Here is a 19,536-nt window from a genome sequence, read left to right on the forward strand (position 1 = left end):
CAATGTGACAGGTAGGCATACGCCTGGAAGATAAGGCCCATGTCGATCCAGAAAAATGGTCGACGGGTGTTGTTATAGGCGGGCAGTTCGCCGGCGGCACAAGGCGGAACCTGAGGGTTCCAGCCGGCAAAAAGTTTCTTGGAAGTATGTTGTGACTCATCGGTCACATTTCGGCCGACGGTTTGATTCAAGCAGGGGGACGAGCGTTGCGCAAGTACCTCTTGGAAAATTGTTCGACACTTCTGCCCAGCGGTAGCGGGTTCAGATGAGATGGACTTCTTCGGAGCTCAGGGCGCGGTATTGGCCCGGTTCGAGATCGGCGTCCAACGTCAGCGGGCCCATGCGCTCGCGATGCAGGCGCAGCACCTTGTTGTTGAAGTGGCCGAACATGCGCTTGACCTGATGGTAGCGCCCTTCAACGATGCTCAGGCGCGCCGATCTTTCCCCCAGCAGCGTCAGTTCTGCCGGTTGGGTGGTGAGGTCTTCGAAGGCAAAGTACAGGCCCCGGGCGAAGGTGTCGGCATATTCGGCGGTAATGATTTGCTCGGTTTCGACGTAGTAGACCTTGGGCAGTTTGGTCTGCGGTTGGGTCAGGCGCCGTGACCAGGTGCCGTCATTGGTGATCAGCATCAGCCCGGTGGTGTTGAAATCCAGGCGCCCGGCGATGTGCAGGTCATCCTTGTCCGCTTCGTCCAGCCAGTCGAGGACAGTGGAGTGTTGCGGATCGCGGGTCGCACTGACGCAGCCGGGTGGCTTGTGCAGCATGAAGTAGCGCGCGGGGCGGCCTGCTTGCAGCACTTCATCGTCGATTTCAACGCGACTGAATTCACGTACGGAAGCATGGGGATCGCTGACGACTTGGCCATCGATCCGCACCCGGCGCTCCACCAGCAACAGGCGTACTTGTTGGCGATTGAATCGCGGCAGATTACTGAGGAAACGGTCGACGCGCATGGGCAGTTCAGGCAGGGCAGCGGAGGGCGGGTATCTTACGCGATTGGTCGAGGCTTGGCGCGCAACTGGGCTTCGACCTGCGCGCAACGCGGGCACAGGCAGGCGCGATCACGCAGCTCGGCTGGCAATGCCTCGAGCACGGCCGGGTCGATGCTCACGCCGAAACACCAGCAGGCCCGGTCGACGGTTCGTGGGTCGGCCAGGGTGCAGTCATTGGCGCCACCGCAGGCCGGGCAAAGGTCGGGTTTATTCATAACTGGAGTGAGGCATTTCCACGCAGGTTCGGTTGCACCCGGTTTGCCGGGCGCGTTGCAGTGCATGATCGGTCCGCGACAGCAGGCTGTGCAAGGTGTCTTTGTCCTGCAAGGTGGTGAGGCCGAGACTGACGGTGACCAGCAGTTGTTTTCCACTGCAGAAATAGCGCTGCTTTTCGATGTACTGACGAATTTTCTCAGCGATTTTCAGACCGGTCTGTCCATCGGTGTCCTTGAGCAGAACGACAAAGGCTTCAGTGCTCCAACGACATACGATGTCCGAATGCCGCAGGCTTTGCGTCAGGTCGCGAGCGAATCCGGTCAGTAGTTGATCGGTGGCGATATGACCATGGAGGGTATCCAACCGTTTGAAATCGTCCAGTTCCAGCAGCAGCGCAGTCAAGGGTTTTGGCTCGCGCTGGGCTTCATGCAGGGCTTGCACGGCCAGCAGGTCGAAGCCACGGCGGTTTGGCAGTTCGGTCAGGCTGTCGAGAGTCGCTTGGGCATCAATGCGCTGTTGGTAGCTGTTGATCAGCCGATAAACGATTGTCAGGACAACCAGCATCACGAGGGCGCCGATCAGCAGGTTCAAGTACAGCGTCTTGAGCATGTGGTCGCGTACTGAGGCATGGGCTGCGTAATAGCCCAGTAATGCAATGATCAGGAATCCTGTACCGAGCAGCGCCGCCACGGCCAGGAGCGGCTTGTGCTGGGAATACAACGGCGAACGGAGCGACATGGCGTTTCCCTTGGCGCAGACCCAATGAAATCAGTTTAGTGGCCCTGTGGGAAAAGGTGCTCGGATTTGCAGGTTTGCAAGATTGTGGCGAGGGGATTTATCCCCGCTGGGTCGCGAAGCGGCCCCAATGCACTCTGTCTGATACACCGCGCTGACAGGTTTTGGGGCTGCTGCGCAGCCCAGCGGGGATAAATCCCCTCGCCACAGAGTACTGTTTACTCAAGGGTAATTTAGATAAGCCCGCCATCCCCCCAAATGACTGATGTCCTGCGCGCCCTCCAAACCATATGCCTCGCAGATGAATCCGCTTTCCCAGCGGCCATCGGCCAGTTGCACCTTGCCCAGTCCCAACGGTGCGGGGATGCCAGTCAGGAATGAGCCCAGTTCACTGCTCGGCAGTTCCCAGACCTCGACCTCGATCGCCACGCCGCCTTCGTCGACCCGAAGCATGCCGGGACGCAAGGGTGGGCCGCCGGCCAAGGCATAAAGGCGGTAGTCCGCCGAGCTTTGGGTGACCTCGATCAGCCGGGCACCGCGTTGCTTGAGCTGCCAGTTCAGCGCCAACCCGTCCAGGTGTGCGCCACACACCACCAGCCGCGCGCGGTCGTGGCGAGCCGGGGCATCGGGAACTGGCAAGGCCTTGTCCCGTTGACGCTGCAAGGCATCGGCCACGCTCAAGAGGTATTGATCGGTAAAGGCCCGACCGAACAGCGTCACTCCCCAAGGCAAGCCGTTGGCCATGAACGCACAGGGAACGGCGACGGCGGCGTAGTCCAGCAGATTCATGAAATTGGTGTAGTAACCCAGCTCCGAGTTGCGTAGCACAGGTTCGGCGGCCAGTTCGGCGAGGGTCACCGGACGGCCGATGGTGGGTGTGAGCACGCAATCGAGCGCGTCCATGGCGCGGTCGCATTGAGCTTTGAGCGCTTGCAAACGGTACCGGGCGCGGAAGGTCTGTACGCCATCTACCGTCGGCGCTTTCGCCAGGACGGCGCGGATGACCGGCAGTACGGCTTGCGGCTCGCGCTCTATCAATGGGCCGGCAACGCTGTAGCGTTCGGCTACCCAAGGTCCTTCATAAAGCAACCGCGCCGCTTCCAGGAATGGCGACAAGTCCAGTTCCACGGCTTCGCCGCCCAGGCGTTCAAGTCGTTCGATGGTTTCCATAAACAGTTGCGGACCTTCAGGGCAGCCGAAAAATGCCAGGTCCTGCTGGCGCGGCACGCCGAAGCGAAAGCGCCGGGGCGCGCCGAACGCAGAGCCATCGTTCCACTGCGGGTTGTGGCGGCTGTAGTCGTCACGAGGGTCTGGACGGGCCGTCAGCGCCAGTAACTGGCTGGCTTCTTTCGCCGTGGCCGTGAAGGTCGTGACGCAGTCCAGTGTGCGACAGGCCGGGACCACGCCCGCCGTAGAGATCAACCCCAGGGTGGCCTTCAACCCCACCAGGTTATTCAGTGCTGCTGGCACTCGACCGGAGCCGGCGGTATCGGTGCCCAAGGCAAAGCTCGCCACGCCCAGGGCCACGGCCAGCGACGAGCCGGCGCTCGAACCGCCTGCCGGGTAGTCGGGCAACACGCTGTTGCGGCATGCGCCGTAGGGCGAGCGAGTGCCATTGAGCCCGGTGGCGAATTGGTCGAGGTTGGTCTTGCCCAGGGGGATCGCGCCCAGTGCCAGCAATTGCTCGACGACGGTGGCCGAACGGTCCGGCACGTAGGCAAACGCCGGGCAGGCGGCCGTGGTCGCAATGCCGGCCAGGTCGATGTTGTCCTTGATGGCAAAAGGAACACCGTACAGGGGCAGGCTTTCCAGGTCGCGGCTTTCCAACGCGGCCAGGTAGGGTTCCAGTTCTTCGACCGTGAGCAGGTGGATAAACAGGTGATAGTCCGGATTCAACGCCGCGGCTTTTTCCCGCAGGCCCAATAGCAATGTGCGTGGCGTCAGTTCGCCGCTGCGGTAGGTATTGCGCAGGTCGTCCAAGCGAAGAGAGAGGTTCATGGTGTTAATCCTTTGATTGAGTTCAGTCACGGTCCAGTACCACGACGCGCTGTCCGGCGCGCACCGCCGAACCGGGCTGCACGCGCACTTCGCGCACCACGCCGGCCGAGGGCGCAAGCAACGGGATTTCCATCTTCATCGACTCCAGAATCACCAGCACATCACCGGCGGCGACCCGCGCGCCAACATCCACCTGAACCTGCCAGAGGTTGCCGGCGATGTGGCTGTCGACGCTCAGTTGATTCTCGCTCAGCAGCGAATCTTCGCTTGGCGCGATGGCCGCTTCTTCACTGTCGAAGTGCGCCTGGCCACTGGCGATCCAGCGCTCGCGCTCGGCATCGAAGGCGCGTTGTTGCTGCTGTCGGAACGCGGCGATGCTGTCCGCCTCCTGCATCAGGAAACGCTGATAGTCAGCAAGGTTCAGCTGGCTGTGTTCGATGTTCAGGTCGAAACGGCCCAGGGGGAAATCCCGGCGAATGCGCAGCAGTTCATCGGCGCTGACCGGGTAGAAGCGGATCTGGTCGAAAAACCGCAGCAGCCAGGGCTTGCCGTCGAATGCGGCGACATCCCGATAACGATTCCACATCTGCAACGTGCGGCCGACGAACTGATAGCCGCCGGGACCTTCCATGCCGTACACGCACATATAAGCACCGCCGATGCCCACCGAGTTTTCCGCGGTCCAGGTCCGGGCCGGGTTGTATTTGGTGGTCACCAGCCGATGACGTGGGTCCAGCGGCGTGGCGACCGGTGCGCCGAGGTAGACGTCCCCCAGGCCCATCACCAGGTAGCTGGCGTCAAACACCGTGCGTTGCACTTCGTCGAGGTTGGGCAGGTCGTTGATGCGTCGGATGAACTCTAGGTTGCTCGGGCACCAGGGCGCGTCCTTGCGCACCGTGGTCATGTATTTTTCGATGGCCAGTTGGCAGGCCGGATCATCCCAGGACAATGGCAGGTGGACGATGCGCGAGGGTACTTGCAGGTCCTGTGCGGCGCACACCGCGTCCCATTCACCGACAATGATGCTCAACAGATCGGCCAGGGGCATTCGCTCGGGTTGGTAGTGCACTTGCAATGAGCGAATGCCCGGCGTGAGGTCGATCACGCCAGGCAGTTGCTTGTGTTCCAAAGCCTGCATCAAGGCGTGGCCGCGAAAGCGCAGTGCCAGGTCCAGTTCGGGGGCGCCGATTTCCAGCAGCAGATGGGTGTCGCCGGCTAATCTCGCCACGAGGCGGGTATCGTCCTGGGCGATATCCAACACCACAGGCGACCCCAACCCCTGTGGGAGCGAGCCTGCTCGCGATGGGGCCATATCAGACACCGCATCAACTTCATCGCGAGCAGGCTCGCTCCCACATTGATCCCATTCCAAGGCCAGTGAGCGGGCAGTTTTCAGGTCCACAGGTACAAATCGCACCTTGTCCCCAGCCTTGAGTTGCCCCAATTGCCAGAGGTCTGCCTCGATCACCGTCACCGGGCAGACGAATCCCCCCAGGCTCGGGCCGTCGGGGCCGAGGATGACAGGCATGTCGCCGGTGAAGTCCACGGCCCCGATGGCGTAGGGGTTGTCATGGATGTTGGAAGGATGCAGCCCGGCCTCGCCACCGTCGACGCGTACCCATTCGGGTTTCGGCCCGATCAGGCGGACACCGGTGCGGCTGGAGTTGAAGTGCACTTCCCAGGCCGTGTCGAAGAATGTCTGGATGTAGCGCTCGGTGAAGTATTCGGGCGCGCCGTGCGGGCCGTAGATCACGCGGACCTGGCGTACGCTCGGCAAGTCCAGAAGCGGCGCGCTCGTTGGCGGCAAGGTCGAGTGCTCATCCAGCTGCGCCAGGTGCAGCACGTCACCGGTGCACAGCGCTCGTCCGCCGTGGCCGCCAAACTGGCCGAGGGTGAAGGTGCTTTTACTGCCCAGGTAATCCGGCACTTGCACGCCGCCTTGCAGGCACAGGTAGCTGCGCGCGCCGGCGCCAGAGATATTGCCGATCGCGAGGGTAGCACCGGCGTCAATCGACAACGGGGTGTTCATCGGCACGGCTTCACCATTGAGCGTGAGGGCAATCGCCGCACCGGTCACTGCCACCCGGGCAGCGCAGTTGAAACGCAGCAGCGGCCCGTTCATGGTGATTTCCAATGCCGCTGCCCCGTCTTCGTTGCCCAGCAGGCGATTGCCCAGGCGCAGCGAACGGCTGTCCATCGGCCCTGACGGCGGCACCCCCACCGCCCAATAACCGAGCCGGCCAGGATAGTCCTGGACGCTGGTCTGGGTGCCGGGGCTGAGGACTTCAACGGTATTGGCGCGATAGACCAACGCTTCCAGGCAACGCGTCCACGGCTGGCCGCTGGCGAACGGCGCGTCGAGGAGAATCTGTTGCAGGTATTGGCGGTTGGTTTCGACGCCGTACAACAGGCTTTCGTCCAGCGCTTGATGCAAGCCCAGGCGCGCCTGCTCGCGGGTCGGCGCCCAGCGAATGACTTTGGCGATCATCGGGTCGAAATAGGGCGGGATCTGGCAACCGGCCTCGACCCACGTGTCGATTCGCAGTTGTGTACCGTCGGCCTGGGGGAAATTCACGGCAGTCAGCAGCCCTGGACTCGGCTGGAAATCCCGGCCCGGATCTTCGGCGTACAAGCGCGCCTGGATCGCGTGGCCCTCGGCTTTCAGACCCTGGCTCAATTCGCTCAGTGGCGGCAGATCACCGGCGGCCAGTTGCACCATCCAACGCACCAGGTCCACGCCCCACACCTGCTCGGTGACGCCGTGCTCCACTTGCAGGCGGGTGTTCACTTCCAGGAAATAGAAGCGTCCCGCGTCGCTGTCGAAGACGAACTCCACAGTGCCGGCGCTGCGGTAGTTCACGGCCTTGGCCAGTTGGATCGCCGCTGCGCAGAGCTCGTCAGCCATGCCCTCGGGCAGATTCGGCGCAGGCGTTTCTTCGAGGACTTTCTGGTTGCGCCGTTGCACCGAGCAGTCGCGCACGCCCAGGGCGATCACCTGGCCCTGGCCGTCGCCGAACACCTGCACCTCAAGATGCCGCGCGCGCTCGATGTACTTCTCGATGAACACCCCGGCATCGCTGAAGTTGTTCTGGCCCAGGCGCTTCACTGTTTCGAAGGATTCGCTCAGCTCGGCGGCACTGCGACACACGCGCATGCCGATGCCGCCGCCGCCGGCAGTGCTTTTGAGCATCACCGGATAACCGACCTGCGTCCCCGCCAGCAGCGCGGCGTCGAGGCTGTCGAGCAGTTCGGTGCCTTCGAGCAGTGGTACGCCGTGTCGGCGCGCCAGGTCGCGGGCGGTGTGCTTGAGGCCGAACACCCGCAGTTGCTCTGGCGTCGGACCGATGAAGGCGATTCCGGCAGCCTCGCAGGCTTCGGCGAAGGCGGCGTTTTCCGAGAGGAAACCGTAGCCGGGGTGAATCGCCGTCGCGCCGCTGCTTTTGGCGATCGCCAGGAGCTTGTCCACCGCCAGGTAAGTAGCGGCCGCCGCGCCGTCGCCCAGGCAGTGGGCTTCATCGGCCTGGAGGATATGCAAGCTGGCGGCGTCGGCCTGGGAATACACCGCGACGCCTTCGACTTTCAGTTCGCGCAAGGTCCGCAGAATGCGGCAGGCGATGGCGCCACGGTTGGCGATGAGGATTTTTTCGAACATGGCATTACCCCTTCAGGCATGAGCGCTGCCTGAACTGGGATGCGGGCCGTCCCGCAGTTTTCGATGGCCGCCGGGGTCGTCCCTGGCGGCAAACTTCCAAACACCACTGCACCCCTTGTGGGAGCGAGCCTGCTCGCGATAGCGGTGGTACATCCAACATCAATGTGACTGACAGATCGCTATCGCGAGCAGGCTCGCTCCCACAGGGGATTGGTGGTGTTCATAAAATCTGTGTTTATTTAATGCACTGCCCCGACCGGCTCTGGCACAACACAAACAGCCAGCGCCGCAGGCGGCTGAATTTCAGTTCCATATCAAGAGCTCCGCTGGCGTGGGGTTGTAGGCGTTGCACGGGTTGTTCAGTTGTGGGCAGTTGGAGATCAGGACGATCACATCCATCTCGGCCCGCAGGTCGACGTATTTGCCCGGTGCCGAGATGCCGTCTTCGAAGGTCAGGCCGCCGTCGGCGGTGACCGGCACGTTCATGAAAAAATTGATGTTCGGCCCGATGTCGCCCTTGCCCAGGCGCCCGTCGTGGGCACAGGCCCGCAGGTAGTTGTCGCGGCAGCTGTGCATGTAGCGTTTTTCCAGGGCGTAGCGCACGGTGTTGCTTTCCTGGGCGCAGGCACCGCCGAGGGTGTCGTGGCGTCCGCAAGTGTCTTCGACGATGGTCAGCATCGGCTGGCCGAGGTTGGAGTACAGGACGCTGCCGGTGCTCAGGTAAACGCTGTTTTGTCGGCGCAGGGTGCGCTGTACGTCATAGCGCTCCTTGGGGTTGGCCAGGCTGTAGAACAGCGTATCGACCGCCTGGTTGCCTTCCAGGTCGAGGATGCGCAGGGTCTGGCCCTTCTTGACTTCCGTCAGCCAGGGCTCCCCGGCGGGAATGGTGGCGCGGTAGATAGCGCTTTCAGGCTGCTTTTGTACGGTGGCGATGGCGGGTGACATGGCAGCGATCCTCAGGCGAACAGGCGGTCGGTGTTGATGAAGCCGCGCTGGTTTTCCGGGCGCGACTGGCGGCAGTGCTCGGCGACGCTGGGGTCAGCGTTCATCCAGCTGAGCTTGAGCGGTTGCGGGGCGTATTGTGGATTCGGGTCCATCGGATGTTGCAGCGCGGTCAGCACCACCAGGGTGTCCATCGGTGCATAGAGCTCGATGTAGTCGCCGGCCTGGGAGTTGCCTTCAACGAAATGAAAGCCTCCGGCCTCATCGACATCGACCCGGCTGAACAGATTGAGGGTCATCAGCAGGTCGGACAGGCCCAGCCCCCATTTGCCCAATTCCACCAGCAGGTTGTCGGTGCCGTTGCGAAAGAAGCCGTTGCGCAGTTCCTGGTAGCGGCCCTGGCCGTATTTTTCAGCGACTTCCTCGGCGCAGAGCACACCGCCCAGGCTGTCGCTCCAGCCGCAGGTGTCGGCGGTGATGGCCGCCAGTACCCGGCCCATGTCCGAATACAGGCAATGGCCGGCGGTGAGCTTGGCGGTGTGTTGGCATTTGAGGCTGTCGGGCAGGTTCAGGCGTTCGGTTTTTTCGTGGGCATTGAGCAGCGTCAGGCTCACGTTGGCTCCGCCGCGCAGATCGGTCAGGCGCAGCAGTTGGCCGCGCTTGAGCACGAAGGAACGGTGGCCGCCACCGGGCAGCAGTTCTTCGGCGAAGGGTGGAAACATAGAGATCGAATCGGTCATGGCAAAACTCCTTTCAAGCGATACGCAACGTGCCGGCCAGTTCGGCGGGCAGGGCGTCGACGGCGGCACGGGCGGTGCGGCGGTCGCTGTTCAATGGAATGTCGTAGGTGATGCGTGCGCCATAGGCGCTGGGGGCATGCGGGTCGACGCGGACTTTGTCGAACACCAGCAGGCGTGTGCCGAGGCTGAAACCTTCGGACAGGTCATGGGTGACCATGAACACCGTCAGACGGGTTTCGCGCCACAGCTCCAGCAACAGGGCGTGCATGTCTTTGCGGATGCCCGGGTCGAGGGCGCCGAAAGGTTCGTCCAGCAGCAGCACCCGGGGTTTCATGATCAGCGCCTGGGCAATGGCCAGGCGCTGTTGCATGCCGCCGGACAACTGCGCCGGGTATTTGTCCAGCGCGTGGCCGAGGCCGACCTTTTCCAGCAGTTGCGCAGCCTCTTCACGGGCCTGACGCTTGGCGTTGCCAAACAGCCGTCCCAGCAGCGCCGAACGCGGCAATTCCAGGCCCAGGACTACGTTGTCCAGCACGGTCAGATGCGGGAACACCGAGTAGCGTTGGAACACCACGCCCCGGCTGGCATCCGGTTCTCCGGCTAACGGCTCGCCATCCAGGAGAATCTGTCCGCGGCTGGCGCGCTCCTGGCCCAGCAGCAAGCGCAGGAAGGTCGACTTGCCGCAACCGGACGCGCCCACGAGTGTGCAGAACTCACCCTCGGCGACCCTCAGGTTCAAGCGTTCGAGCACTACCTGATCGGCGTACTGTTGCCAGACATTGTTCACTGTGATGAAACTCATGCCTTCGCCCCCTCATACCACGGGAACGCTTGCCGGGTCAGGTGCTTGAGGCCCCAGTCCATCAGCCAGGCGAGCAGGGTGATCCACACCACGTACGGCAAGATCACGTCCATCGCCAGGTAACGTCGTACCAGGAAAATCCGATAGCCCAAGCCATCGGTGGAGGCGATGGCTTCGGCAGCGATCAGAAACAGCCAGGCCGAACCGAGCATCAGCCGCAGGGAAATCAACAGGCGTGGCAGCAACTGCGGTAGCACCACCCGCAGCATCAGGGTCCAGGTCGAAGCGCCGAGGGTCTGGGCCTTGATCAGCAGCTCGGGCGGAATTTCCCGGGCGCGCTGTTCCAGGTCCCGGGCCAGGCACGGCGTGATGCCAATCACGATCAGCATCACTTTCGACAGTTCCCCCAGGCCGAAGACGATGAACAGGATCGGCAGGATCGCCAGCGGCGGCACCATCGACACCACGGTGAGCAGCGGCGATAACGGCGCGCCCAACAGCGGCAACGTGCCGGCGGCGATGCCCAGGCACAGTCCGGCCAGGGCGCTGATGCCCAGGCCGATGGCCAACCGCCGCAGGCTCGACGCGGTGTCTTGCCAGAGCAGGTATTCGCCGCTGCGGGCATCGGCGGTGAAGGCCAGGCGTTTGACCGCATCGGCCATTTGTACGGCGCTGGGCAGCAGTTTGTCGTTGGGGTTATCCGTCAACCGTTCGGCCGAGCCCATGAAGTAGGCGAACAACACCAGCGCGAATGGCAGGATCACCAGCAACAAGCGGCTGGGCCGATCCGGGTAGCGGTTGATCAGGCGCATGCCAGGTCCTCCGGTCTACAGCTTGGCGTCGGCGGCCAGCTGCACGTAGGTCGGATTAAAGCGCAGCTTGAGGTTGGCCTTGTCGCCGCGGGTCACGCCATTGGCGAATGTCATGCCGACCGCGTCGGTGCTCTTGGCGCCTTCGCCCAACAAGCCGTGCTGGAACGAGAACGCGGCCACCTTGCCCATGGTGGCGGGCAGTTGTTCGCTGGTGGCGAAGTCGAGCGCTTCCTTGGGCGTGGCGAACAGCTTGGTGGTGTCCAGTTGCGATTGGAAACCGGCCAGGTCGGTGCCCGAGGCCTTGGCCATGTGCTCCAGTGCTGCCTTGCTTGCGGCGTTTTTCGCGTTCATCAGCGCCACCACTTCAAACCAGGCACCGGTCAACGCCTTGCCCAGGGCCGGGTTGTCGTGGAGGGTCTGGGTGTTGACCACCATCATGTCCATGATCTCGCCGGGGATCTGGCTGGAGTTGAACACCTCGCTCACGTCGGGTTGGGCCTTGATGTCCGAGAGCATCGGGTTCCAGGTGGTGACGGCCTTGACCTGGTCGGTGTTGAAGGCGGCGGAAATATCGGCGTCGGAGGTGTTGACCACTTTCAGGTCTTTCTCGGTGAGACCGACCGAATCGAGGGCGCGGGCCAGCAGGTAATGGGAGACCGACAGTTCGACCAGGTTGACGTCCATGCCCTTGAGGTCAGCGACCTTCTTGCCCTCACCCTTGAGGACGATGCCGTCGTTGCCGTTGGAGAAGTCGCTGACGATCAGCGCGGTGCTGTCCACGCCACCGGCGGCGGGAATGGTCAGGGCGTCCATGTTGGTCATGGTGCAGCCGTCGAACTGACCGGCGGTGTACTGGTTGATGGATTCGACGTAATCGTTGAGCTGCACGACATCGATCTTGATACCGTACTTTTTCGCCCACTTGTCGACAATCCCTTGGCTGCCGGCGTATTCCCAGGGCATCCAGCCGGCGTAGATGGTCCAGCAGACGCTGAAGTGGTCTTTTTGTGCGGCGGCGGACGAGAAGCTCATGAGGGCCGAGAGCGCGGCGAGGAGCAGGGCGGACAGACGAAGCTTGAACATGGTGGTTCTCCAGTTGATCAAGGGCGGACAGGAGCAACGCGGCACCGCGAACGGTGGCTTGTCTCCCGGGCTTTTGTCCCGCCGTGTAACCTCAACTGGAGGTCGCCAACTCTCGGACCAGCCACTCGCCAGAAGCGAGCCGGAACCCTAGTCAGCCATTGCAAATTGTGGTGCCGCGAACCTGTGATGACTCCTGCACAGCGTTTGTTAAAGCGAGAGCCGTGCCAAGTCTGCCAAAGGCCCGGGCCAGAGAGGGCAGGTGTTGGGAGGGGATGATTGAGGGCACATTTGTGCTTGCTTGTGGTGCCATCGCGCACCGGAAGAGGGCGACGAGGGACATGTTTCTAGTTGTTGCCGAATCGCACCAGATTCCGAATTTGCTGTCTGAATATTCGTCAGTCACACAAAGTTGACTGCCGCCCATCAGCGTCGCTGATGTGGCCCATCCGCGGTCCAGGAGGCCGCCATGTATCGACGACTGCTGCTCATTGCGTTTCTCGGTTTGACTCTTTCGGCATGCGTGCCTTATTACGACGGAGACTCGAGCTACTACCGTTCCGAGGTCTACACCTCACCGGCGCCGGTCTATTACGGTTACGGTGGCGGGAGTTATTATTCGGCACCGCGTGGCTATTACGCCCCGCGGTATTACCAACCGGCGCCGCGCTATTACTCGGCACCGCGCTACTACCAACCAGGGCCGCGCTACTACTCGCCACCGCGAGCGGCGTACCGGTCTTATCCGAATCGGGGTGGCTGGGACGGCCACAACCGGGGCGGCTGGAATGACGACCGAGGCGGTGGTCGAGGCGGGCGTGATCATCGGGGACGCGGCGATCACGATGGACGGGGCGGCCACCGCTGATCTTTGGGCAACAAGAAGCGGCGCATTGAGCGCCGCTTTTTTATGCCTGTAATAAACCCGATAGGACAACGCTTGTGGGAGCAAAGCTTGCTCGCGATAGCGGTATGCCAGTCACAGGGAGGCTGACTGATACCCTGTCATCGCGAGCAAGCTTTGCTCCACAGATGTCACTCTCCCAGAATGTCACCCGGATCTTTACTCGTTGGACAAATCCGCCAACGGATGCCGCCCTTCCCACGCCTTGTGGAAGTGCGCCTCGACCGCCGCTTCGGGCACATGGTTGATGTCCGGCCAGTGCCAGCGAGGCTTGTGGTCCTTGTCGATCAGACGCGCCCGCACGCCTTCGCTGAATTCGGGATGACGGCAGCAGTTGAGGCTCAAGGTGTATTCCATCCGGAACACACCGGCCAAGGACAAATGCCGGGCCCGGGCGATCTGCTCCCAGACCAGATGAGCGGTCAACGGCGAGCCGTCGGTCATGGTCTTGGCGGCGCGGGCGATCAACGGATCCGGGTGGTCCACCAGCAGGCTGAGGGCTTTCCAGGCGCAGCGCACATCGCTGACATCCAGCCATTCATCGATTTTCTGCCGCCGTGGCAGCCATTGGGCTTCGGGCAATTGGCCGATGGCTTCCTGCTGCAGGGCCTTGAGCAAACTGTTGAGCTGCATCTCGGTCTGCTCCTGCCAGTTGAGTTGCAGCAGGCCTTCGATCAAGTCGTCCTGTTGTTCATCCAGCAGGAAGCGATCGGCCAGGCCCAGGTCGATGGCATCCCGGGCATTCATGTGGGCGCCGGTCAGGCCGAGAAACAGCCCGAGCTTGCCGGGCAGGCGTGACAGAAACCAACTGGCGCCGACATCCGGGTACAGGCCGATGCTGATTTCCGGCATTGCCAGGCGACTGCTTGGGGTGACGATACGGGTACTTGCGCCTTGCAGCAGCCCCATGCCGCCGCCCAGCACATAACCGTGGCCCCAGCACAGCAAGGGTTTTGGGTAGGTGTGCAGATTGAAGTCCAGGCGGTACTCCGCCGCAAAGAATTGCGCAGCCAGCGGCGGTACCTCGCCGGGGTGGGCACGGCAGGCCTCCACCAGGCTGCGCACTTCACCGCCGGCGCAAAATGCCTTGGCACCATTGCCGCGCAGTAACACACAAACGACCTGCGGCTCCCTGGCCCAGGTATCGAGACGATCACGCAAGGCGTTGATCATTGGCAGGGACAGGGCGTTCAGGGATTTTTCGGCGTCCAGGGTGGCGACGCCAATACGAGCACCGTCGATGCCGGTGAGTTCTTCGAAGTGCAGATTCATTCGTGACCTCGATCAGAAATTTGAATGATCAGTATGACCGCTGCGTAGGAAAGTGCCGGTTCTGCGTCAGATCAATTGACAAGCCATGTAGGCTTTCCTAGGGTGCGCCCATTGTTTTTACCGGATGCGACCATGACTGCTGACGACCGTATCAAACTCGAACCGAGCTGGAAGCAGGCACTGCGTGCCGAGTTCGACCAGCCCTACATGGCAGAGTTGCGCGAATTCCTGCGTCGGGAATACGCCGCCGGCAAGGAGATTTATCCACCGGCATCGTTGATTTTCAATGCCCTCAATTCCACGCCGCTGGATAAGGTCAAGGTGGTGATTCTCGGCCAGGACCCGTACCACGGCCCGGGCCAGGCCCACGGTTTGTGCTTCTCGGTGCAACCGGGCGTGCCGACTCCGCCGTCGCTGGTGAACATCTACAAGGAATTGAAGCGCGATCTGAACATCGACATTCCGAATCACGGCTACCTGCAAAGCTGGGCCGACCAGGGCGTGTTGCTGCTCAACACGACCCTGACCGTGGAGCGCGCCAATGCCAACGCCCACGCCAAAAAAGGTTGGCAGCACTTTACCGACAGGATCATTGAAGTCGTCAGCGAACACCAGCCGCACTTGGTGTTCCTGTTGTGGGGTGCCCATGCCCAGAGCAAGCAGAAGTTGATCGATGCGACCAAGCATCTGGTGTTGACCTCGGTCCACCCGTCGCCGCTGTCGGCCCACCGAGGCTTCATCGGCTGTGGGCATTTCAGCCGGACCAACAAATTTCTCCAGCAGCAGGGTGAGAAGCCGATCGACTGGCGGTTGCCACCGGTTTGAACGGTTGGCAATGAAGGCCTCATCGCGAGCAGGCTCGCTCCCACAGGCAACACATATCCCTGTGGGAGCGAGCCTGCTCGCGATGATGGCGACTCGGTCTATAGATCCGAACCCGGCCTGCGCATCCAATACCTGAACAACGGCTCCGCCAGAAACAGCACGAACAGCAATCGCATCACCTGCAACGCCGTCACCAATGGCACCGACAGTTGCAGCGTCTCCGCTGTCAGGCTCATTTCCGCAATGCCGCCGGGCATCATGCCCAGTGTCAGCGAGCGCAGGTCCAGATGGGTCAGGGTACTCAGGCCCAAGGCCGCCAGGGTGGCGATCAGCATCGTCAATACCGTGCCGACCAGGGTGCGCCCCATGAACGATGGTGCCCGACGAAAGAACTGCCGGTTGAAATGACAGCCCAGGCCGCTGCCGATCAGCCACTGGCCGACCTGGCTGGCGCCATTGGGCAGGCCAATGTGCAGGTCCCCACCGATGCTGACCGCCGCACTCACCAGCAACGGCCCGAACAACCAGGGATTGGGTTGGCGCAAGCGCTCCCAGACCCGGGCGAGCAGAGCGCCCGCCGGGAACAGGATCGCCAGCCACAGCCAGTCCACCGTCGTGGCGTGTTGCACCGGCTCGCCTTCGCCCAACAGATACTTGAAGGCCGCCGGCACGCACAGCACCACCACCAGCACCCTCAGGCTCTGGCCCGCCGCGACACGGCTGAGATCCGCGCCGTTGCGGGCACCGAGGTTGACCATTTCGCCGGAACCGCCCGGCATGCTCGAGAAAAACGCGGTGGCGCGGTCCTCGCCGGTGCGACGCATCAGCCAGACACTTACCACGCTGGACACGCTGGTGATCAGCGCGCCGAAGAAGATCAGGCCGAAGTGGCCCAGCACCTGCTCCATCACCAGCGGGGTGAAGTGCAGGCCGATGCCGATGCCCACCACCCATTGGCCGCATTTACGGCCGCCGGGGATTTCCATCAACTGCCACGGCGTGAGACAGCGCACCAGAATGATCGCCAGCAACGAGCCGACCATCCAGGGCAAAGGCCAGCCGATCAGGCTGGCCAGGTAACCGCCGGCCAGGCCGACCAGCGGTGTTCCCCACCATTGTCTGAAAGTTGCTTCAGACATTGGCCAGGGCGCGACGTTGTGCGGCGCGGCGACGCCAGATCCGCAGCAGCGGCATGAACAACATGATCGCCGTCAGTACCCAGCAGCCGAAGGTGATCGGGCTCGACCAGAGGATCTCCAGCGCACCGTTGGAGATCGACAGCGCACGCCGCAGGTTCTGCTCCATCAGCCCACCAAGGATGAAGCCCAGCAGCACAGGCGACAGCGGGAAGTCCAACTTGCGCAGGATGTAGCCGAAGATGCCGATGCCGATCATCAGGAACAGGTCGAACGTGGTGGCATGCACCGCATAGACACCGATCCCGGTGATGATTGCGATGACCGGCACCAACGCCCAGTTCGGCACCGCCAGGATGCGGGTGAAGATGCGGATCATCGGGATATTGAGAATCACCAGCATGATGTTGGCGACGAACAACGACGCGATCAGGCCCCAGACGATATCCGGCTGTTGCTGGAACAGCAGGGGACCGGGGGTGATGTTGTACAGCGACAGGGCGCCGATCATCACCGCCGTGGTGCCCGAGCCGGGAACCCCGAGGGTCAGCATCGGCACCAGCGCACCGCAGGCTGCGCCGCCGATGGCGGTTTCCGGAGCGGCAAGGCCGCGCTTGTCACCCTGGCCGAACGTGCCACTGGCACCGGCGATGCGTTTCTCGGTCATATAGGCCACGGCGCTGGCCAGGGTCGCACCGGCACCCGGCAGCACGCCCATGATGAAACCGAGCACGCCGCAACGCAGGTTCACGACGAACACCGACGCCGCTTCCTTGAAGTTGAACATCATCCGTCCGGTGGCTTCCACCGCTTCCTGGCCGCGATGGGTTTTCTCCAGCAGCAACAGGATTTCACTGATGGAGAACAGGCCCAACACCAGCACGACGAACTGAATCCCGTCGGTCAAGTGGATGTTGTCACCGGTGAAGCGGTAGACGCCGCTGTTGGCATCGATCCCGACACTGGACAGGAACAGGCCGATCAGCGCCGCGATGAAGGTCTTGAGTGGTCGGTCGCCGGCCATGCCGCCGAGGCAGACAATGGCGAATACCATCAGGACGAAGTATTCCGCCGGCCCGAACGCAATCGCCCATTTGGCCAGTAGCGGTGCGAACAACACCATGCCGCAGGTGGCGATGAACGCGCCGATGAACGAACTCCACGCCGACAGCGACAACGCCACGCCGGCCAGGCCCTGACGGGCCATCGGATAGCCGTCGAGGGTGGTCATCACAGTGGAGGCTTCACCGGGGATGTTGAGCAGGATCGAGCTGATACGTCCGCCGTATTCACACCCCAGGTACACCGCTGCCAGCAGGATCAGCGCCGATTCCGGCGGCAACCCCAGCGCGAAGGCAATCGGAATCAGCAGCGCCACGCCGTTGATCGGGCCCAGGCCCGGCAGCAGGCCGACCACGGTGCCGATCAAGGTGCCGCTCAGTGCCGTGACGAGGTTGTAGGGGGTCAGTGCAACGCCAAAACCCTGGCCGAGATAATTCAGGGTATCCATATCAATTCTCCAGGACGTCGAGCAGGCCCAGGGGCAGCGGCACGTCCATCAGCTTGTCGAACAACAGATAAAGACCGATGGCCATCAGGCTGATGATCACCACGCTCGGTACCCAGCGACCGCCATACAGGCGCGCCATCGGCACACCGATCAGGATGCTGGCGACGATGAAGCCCAGGGGTTCGAAGGTTCCGGCGAAGACCAGCAGCAGCACCACGCAGATGCCGATCTTCTGCAGGGTTTCACGGTCCAGTTGGGGGTCTTCCTCGCTGTGCACGATGGGTGTCGGACGAAACAGCATGTACAGCAACGCCAACCCCATCAGCCCGAGCATCAGCAAGGGGAAGGCCCGCGGGCCGACCGGTTCATAGGAAAAAGCAGCCTGATAGGGCCAGGCCATCAGTGCCAGGCCGATACAGACCAGTAGCAGCACCGCGGCAAAAATACGTTGGATGGTGAGCATGACTAACTCCTGGGCGGCGCAGGCACTGCCAGCGCCGCCGCGAGAACAGAGACGGTTACTGGATCAGGCCGAACTCTTTGGCCAGTACCTTGTAATCAGCCACTTGCTTCTTCACGTAGGTGTCCAGTTCCGGACCGGTCATGGCAAACGGGAACAGCTCGCGCTGGTCACGCAGCTTGGCGAACTCCTCGGAAGCGAGCAGTTTGTCGAAAGCGTCTTTCCACCAGGCATAGTCTTCGTCGCTGACCTTTGGCCCCAGGTAGAAGCCGCGGACCACCGGCCAGACGATGTCGTAGCCTTGTTCCTTGGCGGTCGGAATGTCTTTCATTTCCGGCTCGTCGATGCGTTTCTCGGCAAACACGGCGAGCAGGCGCATGTCGCCGCTCTGGATGTGCGGCATGGAGTCGGAAATATCCGTACTGCCGACCTGGATGTGCCCACCGAGCAGCGCGGTGGCGATTTCGCCGCCGCCTTCGAGGGCCACGTAGCGCAGGTCGCGAGGGTTGATGCCGGCGGCCTTGGCGATGAGGGCGGTCTGCATCCAGTCCTGGCTACCCACGGTGCCGCCGGAGCCGATCACCACCGAGCCAGGATCCTTCTTCAGGGCTTGTACCAGATCGTCGAGGGTCTTGTAGGGCGAATCGCTCTTCACGGCGATGGCGCCATAGCTGGTGCCCACGGCGGCCAGCCAGCGCACCGCGCTTTCATCGAAACGACCGAACTTGCCCTGGGCCAGGTTCAACAGCGAACCACTGGACCAGGCCACCAGCGTGCCAGCGTCGGCCGGGCGTTGGGCAACCACTGCGTTGTAGGCCACCGCGCCGACACCGCCGGGCATGTAGGTGACGCGCATTGGCTTGGTCAGCAGCTTCTGGTTGACCAGCGCGCTTTGTGCCAGCTTGCACGTCAGGTCGAAACCGCCGCCGGGGGAGGCCGGGGCGATGCACTCGGGGCGCTTGGGTTCTTTGGATGGATCAGCGGCGAGCAACTGCCCGGCGAACATCAGGCATCCGGCGGCCAGGGCTACTTTACGCAGTGATAGGTTCATTGTTGTCTCCACAGGAATTGTTGTTGTGTGTGGTGAAAATGTGTCGTGGACGAATCCCCGCCCAGGTCATCGCTGATAGGGTGCACAGGTCGTTACCGGGACTGAATGCAAGGTGGTCTGGTTCAAGCGAGAAGGGCGAGCAGGCACTGGGGCCTGGAGCTGCATGGACAGCATGGTGAATACTCCGCTTTTATTTTTCTTATTAGGACGAAAACGCTTCGTGGCATTTTTCATTCGCGAGCTGGCGTCGCGGCGGGCAGTCGAAACTATCCGTAAAGGGACTCTAATGGCTCAACCTTTCGCTAACCTTTCAAAAGCTTTCAGCGTGTTTTTTGGCTTCACAGCGGCGGATGCGGCTGTAAACTCCGCGCCAAAGAATGGCGCCGGCCATCCCTGAATCGAGGAATA

At 62.3% G+C, this 19,536-nt stretch carries 17 protein-coding genes, 1 pseudogene and 1 riboswitch; of the genes and pseudogenes, 3 read left to right on the top strand and 15 right to left on the bottom strand.

Going from position 1 to position 19,536, the window contains the following annotated elements; all coding sequences use genetic code 11:
* Positions 1–261: 261 nt before the first annotated feature.
* From PBDP_RS06970 to PBDP_RS07015, 10 genes and pseudogenes are all read right to left on the bottom strand, one after another.
* The gene (locus tag PBDP_RS06970) at positions 262–954 is read right to left on the bottom strand and encodes a pseudouridine synthase (protein WP_109755911.1); all 693 of its coding nucleotides are present in this window, start codon (positions 952–954) and stop codon (positions 262–264) included.
* 35 nt (positions 955–989) lie between these two features.
* Entirely contained in the window at positions 990–1,208 is a 219-nt protein-coding gene (locus PBDP_RS06975; protein WP_109755910.1) for a cysteine-rich CWC family protein, read from the bottom strand.
* A pseudogene (locus PBDP_RS06980) lies at positions 1,201–1,812 on the bottom strand (GGDEF domain-containing protein); the annotation flags it as partial. The pseudogene PBDP_RS06980 and the gene PBDP_RS06975, both read right to left, overlap by 8 nt.
* 354 nt (positions 1,813–2,166) lie before the next feature.
* Positions 2,167–3,942, bottom strand: coding sequence for an allophanate hydrolase (gene atzF / locus PBDP_RS06985; protein WP_212802000.1), 1,776 nt, complete (start codon positions 3,940–3,942; stop codon positions 2,167–2,169).
* 22 nt (positions 3,943–3,964) lie between these two features.
* The gene (uca, locus tag PBDP_RS06990) at positions 3,965–7,594 is read right to left on the bottom strand and encodes an urea carboxylase (protein WP_212802001.1); all 3,630 of its coding nucleotides are present in this window, start codon (positions 7,592–7,594) and stop codon (positions 3,965–3,967) included.
* A 303-nt stretch (positions 7,595–7,897) separates the two neighbouring features.
* The gene (locus tag PBDP_RS06995; protein ID WP_212802002.1) at positions 7,898–8,539 is read right to left on the bottom strand and encodes an urea amidolyase associated protein UAAP2; all 642 of its coding nucleotides are present in this window, start codon (positions 8,537–8,539) and stop codon (positions 7,898–7,900) included.
* An 11-nt stretch (positions 8,540–8,550) separates the two neighbouring features.
* Entirely contained in the window at positions 8,551–9,276 is a 726-nt protein-coding gene (locus PBDP_RS07000; protein ID WP_109755905.1) for an urea amidolyase associated protein UAAP1, read from the bottom strand.
* Between the two features lie 13 nt (positions 9,277–9,289).
* The gene (locus tag PBDP_RS07005) at positions 9,290–10,078 is read right to left on the bottom strand and encodes an ABC transporter ATP-binding protein (protein ID WP_212802003.1); all 789 of its coding nucleotides are present in this window, start codon (positions 10,076–10,078) and stop codon (positions 9,290–9,292) included.
* Positions 10,075–10,890 carry an ABC transporter permease gene (locus PBDP_RS07010; protein ID WP_116831666.1) on the bottom strand — a complete coding sequence of 272 codons (816 nt, stop codon included), beginning with the start codon at positions 10,888–10,890 and terminating at the stop codon, positions 10,075–10,077. Before PBDP_RS07010 ends, PBDP_RS07005 begins: the two co-directional genes overlap by 4 nt.
* A gap of 15 nt (positions 10,891–10,905) precedes the next feature.
* Positions 10,906–11,973 (bottom strand): putative urea ABC transporter substrate-binding protein, encoded by a 1,068-nt coding sequence (locus PBDP_RS07015; protein WP_212802004.1) that lies wholly within the window; start codon positions 11,971–11,973, stop codon positions 10,906–10,908.
* Positions 11,974–12,033: 60 nt separating this feature from the next.
* Positions 12,034–12,135, bottom strand: a riboswitch (guanidine-I (ykkC/yxkD leader).
* A 304-nt stretch (positions 12,136–12,439) separates the two neighbouring features.
* Between PBDP_RS07015 and PBDP_RS07020 the strand changes: the two genes are divergently transcribed.
* The gene (locus PBDP_RS07020) at positions 12,440–12,838 is read left to right on the top strand and encodes a hypothetical protein (RefSeq protein ID WP_109755902.1); all 399 of its coding nucleotides are present in this window, start codon (positions 12,440–12,442) and stop codon (positions 12,836–12,838) included.
* Between the two features lie 195 nt (positions 12,839–13,033).
* Here PBDP_RS07020 and dspII read toward each other — a convergent pair whose 3' ends face one another.
* Complete coding sequence (gene dspII, locus PBDP_RS07025; RefSeq protein WP_109755901.1) at positions 13,034–14,146, bottom strand: enoyl-CoA hydratase/isomerase DspII; 1,113 nt, start codon at positions 14,144–14,146, stop codon at positions 13,034–13,036.
* A gap of 132 nt (positions 14,147–14,278) precedes the next feature.
* Between dspII and ung the strand changes: the two genes are divergently transcribed.
* A complete protein-coding gene (gene ung, locus PBDP_RS07030) occupies positions 14,279–14,971 on the top strand; it encodes a uracil-DNA glycosylase (protein WP_109755900.1) in 693 nt (230 codons plus the stop codon).
* Positions 14,972–15,069: 98 nt separating this feature from the next.
* Here the strand turns inward: ung and PBDP_RS07035 are convergent, their stop codons facing one another.
* The 4 genes from PBDP_RS07035 to PBDP_RS07050 are packed head-to-tail and all read right to left on the bottom strand — an operon-like array spanning position 15,070 to position 19,128.
* On the bottom strand, positions 15,070–16,110 hold the full coding sequence (locus PBDP_RS07035) for an AbrB family transcriptional regulator (protein ID WP_212802005.1): 1,041 nt from the start codon (positions 16,108–16,110) through the stop codon (positions 15,070–15,072).
* Complete coding sequence (locus PBDP_RS07040; protein ID WP_163854998.1) at positions 16,103–17,617, bottom strand: tripartite tricarboxylate transporter permease; 1,515 nt, start codon at positions 17,615–17,617, stop codon at positions 16,103–16,105. Before PBDP_RS07040 ends, PBDP_RS07035 begins: the two co-directional genes overlap by 8 nt.
* Position 17,618: 1 nt before the next feature.
* A complete protein-coding gene (locus PBDP_RS07045; RefSeq protein WP_109755897.1) occupies positions 17,619–18,080 on the bottom strand; it encodes a tripartite tricarboxylate transporter TctB family protein in 462 nt (153 codons plus the stop codon).
* Between the two features lie 55 nt (positions 18,081–18,135).
* A complete protein-coding gene (locus tag PBDP_RS07050) occupies positions 18,136–19,128 on the bottom strand; it encodes a Bug family tripartite tricarboxylate transporter substrate binding protein (protein ID WP_109755896.1) in 993 nt (330 codons plus the stop codon).
* 163 nt (positions 19,129–19,291) lie between these two features.
* Between PBDP_RS07050 and PBDP_RS07055 the strand changes: the two genes are divergently transcribed.
* The gene (locus tag PBDP_RS07055; RefSeq protein ID WP_146206884.1) at positions 19,292–19,525 is read left to right on the top strand and encodes a hypothetical protein; all 234 of its coding nucleotides are present in this window, start codon (positions 19,292–19,294) and stop codon (positions 19,523–19,525) included.
* Positions 19,526–19,536 lie beyond the last annotated feature (11 nt).

Source organism: Pseudomonas sp. St290 (genome assembly GCF_018325805.1).
GTDB classification, from domain to species: Bacteria; Pseudomonadota; Gammaproteobacteria; order Pseudomonadales; family Pseudomonadaceae; genus Aquipseudomonas; species Aquipseudomonas bijieensis.